This is a genomic window from Nonomuraea sp. NPDC001684, from assembly GCF_053596515.1.
In genome coordinates this window covers 1-2965 of record NZ_JBSFGJ010000722.1, presented here as the reverse complement: position 1 = coordinate 2965, position 2965 = coordinate 1, and the positions used below count along the sequence as shown (strand labels likewise).

Annotated in this window: 4 protein-coding genes and 1 pseudogene; 2 read left to right on the top strand and 3 right to left on the bottom strand. The window is 73.4% G+C overall.

Annotated elements, in window-relative coordinates; genetic code table 11:
* Together ACWCSD_RS50700 and ACWCSD_RS50695 are read right to left on the bottom strand one after the other, a co-directional pair.
* Nucleotides 1–198: pseudogene (locus ACWCSD_RS50700) on the bottom strand (hypothetical protein); the annotation flags it as partial.
* Complete coding sequence (locus ACWCSD_RS50695) at nucleotides 198–875, bottom strand: FkbM family methyltransferase (RefSeq protein WP_364335165.1); 678 nt, start codon at nucleotides 873–875, stop codon at nucleotides 198–200. The pseudogene ACWCSD_RS50700 and the gene ACWCSD_RS50695, both read right to left, overlap by 1 nt.
* A gap of 237 nt (nucleotides 876–1112) precedes the next feature.
* Between ACWCSD_RS50695 and ACWCSD_RS50690 the strand changes: the two genes are divergently transcribed.
* Nucleotides 1113–1982 (top strand): arylamine N-acetyltransferase family protein, encoded by an 870-nt coding sequence (locus ACWCSD_RS50690; RefSeq protein ID WP_364335167.1) that lies wholly within the window; start codon nucleotides 1113–1115, stop codon nucleotides 1980–1982.
* 21 nt (nucleotides 1983–2003) lie between these two features.
* Here ACWCSD_RS50690 and ACWCSD_RS50685 read toward each other — a convergent pair whose 3' ends face one another.
* Nucleotides 2004–2402, bottom strand: coding sequence for a VOC family protein (locus ACWCSD_RS50685; protein WP_397157946.1), 399 nt, complete (start codon nucleotides 2400–2402; stop codon nucleotides 2004–2006).
* A gap of 95 nt (nucleotides 2403–2497) precedes the next feature.
* Here ACWCSD_RS50685 and ACWCSD_RS50680 point away from each other — a divergent pair.
* A partial coding sequence (locus ACWCSD_RS50680; RefSeq protein ID WP_449926721.1) for a helix-turn-helix transcriptional regulator occupies nucleotides 2498–2965 on the top strand: 468 nt, incomplete at its 3' end.

The window sequence follows — 2965 nt, the reverse complement described above, 5'->3', positions numbered from 1 at the left end:
CGGCGGCTGGTCCAGGATCCGGACCGACAGCGCCTGCTGGCCCCGGCGGCCCTCGGCCACGCCGAACTCCACCTTCTGGCCTAGCGCCGCGACCAGCCCGGACCCGAGCGCGTTGCGCACGCGGGGCCGGTCGAGCCGCAGGACGGCCACCGCCCCGCGGCGCTCGCACGCCAGGCCCCCGTCCGACGGCCGGTCCATCAGAACGGGGTGGGCCAGGGGGCCAGCCAGGCGACGTCCACGACGCCGGGACGCTGGTGCGGCCAGGCGGCCACCTCGCGCCAGCCGTGCGCCGTCATGTGCTCGGCGATGCTGTCGAGGGTCGAGCCGCCGCTGTAGCGGGCCGTCACGCTGCCCTCGATGACGGCGAGCCGCAGCCGGCTCAGGTCGGTCCCGGCGAGCACCTCCAGTTCGGCGCCCTGGGCGTCCACCACCAGCACGTTGCAGCCGTGCTGCACCTCGCTGACGGGGATCACCGGGACGACGTCCTGCCGGACGACGGCCATGGGCAGCAGCGGCGGCAGCATGCTGGACTGCTTGTCGTAGGGGGTGACGTTGAGCGTGGCCTGGCCGCGTTCCCGGCCGGCGCACGCCGCCACGACCTCGCGGGCCGGGTGGCCGTGCTCGGGCTCGGGCAGCCCGGCGGCCAGGTGGTGCAGCCGGAGCTGCTCGCGCAGCGCGGGCAGGTGGTCGCCGTTGGGCTCCATCATGACCAGGCGGCGGAACCCGCACCTGGTGAGCGCCTCCACCTCCTGGCCCCGGTGCGCGCCCACCTGGATCGCCCCTTCGGCCGGCAATCCCAGCTTGTCCAGCAGGTCGGGCAGGTGATCCTCCCATCGGGTGCTCACCCGCTCCGGTGCGACAGTCTGGTTGCGCATCTGGTCGTCTCCTCCCGGTGAACCGCTCAGGGCAGCGTCATCGTGGTCATCGTCGGTCGCGGCCGCGCGCCGCCGCATCTCGTGGATTGCGCGGTACGTCCGCCCGCCGTCCCGCATCGCCGTCCCGCATCGCCCCCGGGCATCGCCGCCGTGCATCGCCGCCGGGCGAGCAATCCGCGAGGTGCGGGACGGCCGCGCGGCGGACCACGATGGACGCGGCGACCGAAGGGAGGGCCCATGCGGCGAACTCGTGACCGTGACCTGAACGCCTACCTCGACCGGCTGGACGTCGGCGACCCCGGCGAGCCGTCGCTCCCGGCGCTGCGCGCCCTGCACCGCGCGCACGTGGAGCGGGTGCCGTACGAGACCTTGGAGGTTCAGCTCGGCCGGCGGATCACCGTGGACCCGCGCGAGTCGGTCGAGCGGGTGCTGCGCGGGCGCGGCGGCTACTGCGTGCAGCTCAACGGGGCGTTCGCCACGCTGCTGACCGCGCTCGGCTACGACGTCACCTGGCATCGGGCCGGGGTGCAGGCCGCCGTCCGGGCGCCCGCCTCGCCGGCGTCGTTCGCGCCGCACCTCGCGCTCACCGTCGCCCTCGACGGGCAGGACTGGCTGGTGGACATCGGGCTCGGCGACGGGCTGCACGAGCCGCTGCCGCTGCGGGCGGGGACGTACCGGCAGGGGCCGTTCGAGTTCCGGCTGTCCGCCTCGGACGTGGAGCCCGGCGGCTGGCGGTTCGACCACGACCCGCGCGGGTCGATCGCCGGGCTGGACGTCGAGCGGGCCCCCGCCGAGCCCGGGGACTTCGTGGAGTGGCATCCGTACCTGTGCACGTCGCCCGAGTCCCGGCTGGTGCGGGCCGCCGTCGTGCTGCGGCGCGACGCGACGGGCGCCGACTGCCTGGTGGGCTGCATGTTGCGCCGGATCGGCGCGGACGGCAGGACCGAGCGGGAGCTGTCCACCCGGCGGGAGTGGTTCGGGGCCCTGGAGGAGGTGTTCGGGCTGCGTCTCGACGACGTCAACGGCGCCGAACGCGAGGCCCTGTGGACCAAGGTCCGCGACGCCCACCTGTCCTGGCAGTCCCGCCGCCGCACCCCCGCCGCCTGACCCCGCCCACTGGTTTTCTGATCAGCGGGCGGTTCTCGCCACGGCGGCCGGGGTGACCGGGGTGAAGAAGTTGACGAGATTGCCGTCGGGGTCGCGGAACAGCAGCGACCGGTTGCCCCAGGGCATCGTGGTGGGCTCGTTGACGAAGTCGGTGACGAGGCCGGTCAGGTTCTCGTACACGCGGTCCACGTCGTCCACCAGGAACTCGACGATCACGCTGTGGTTGTCGGCCGGGCGGGAGGAGCCCGGGGCGAACAGCGGGACGGTGCGAATGCTCGCGATCGCCAGCGTGGCGGTGCCGGTCCTGATCTCGGCGAAGTCCTCGGTGGACCAGGTCGCCGGGGTCCCGGTGGCCTGCTCGTAGAACCCGGCCAGGCGGGCGACGTCATCGGTGATGATGCGGATCGATACGAAGTTCATGACGTTCCTTCAGTGTTCGTGCAGCTCTTGGCACCCCGCACGGTACGACTGATACTGGACGGATTCGGTCCACTATTCGCCATAGGCTCGTATTCATGTCGCCACCCACCGGTCGTGTGCTCACGCTCCTGGAGTTGTTGCAGTCGGGCGGCGTCCGGACGATGGCCGAACTGGCCGACCGGCTCGGCGTCGACGGCCGTACCGTGCGGCGGTACGTCGGTCAGCTCGTCGACCTCGGACTGCCGGTCGAGTCGGTGCGCGGCCGTTACGGCGGCTATCGTCTCGCCCGCGGCTACCGCCTGCCGCCGCTCATGCTCGACGACGACGAGGCGCTGGCCGTGCTGCTCGGCCTGATCGCCAACCGGCGTACGGCCGGCGACGCAGGCGACACCGCGAGCGAGACGGCGGCCGCGAAGATCCGCCGGGTGCTGCCAGAACGGCTCGTCCGCAGACTCGACGCGCTCATGGAATCCCTCGCCTTCACCGGCCCGTCCGGCAGGCCCGCCGGCCCGGACGCCGCCGTCCTGCTCACGATCGCCGACGCCGTACGCCACCGCCGGCCC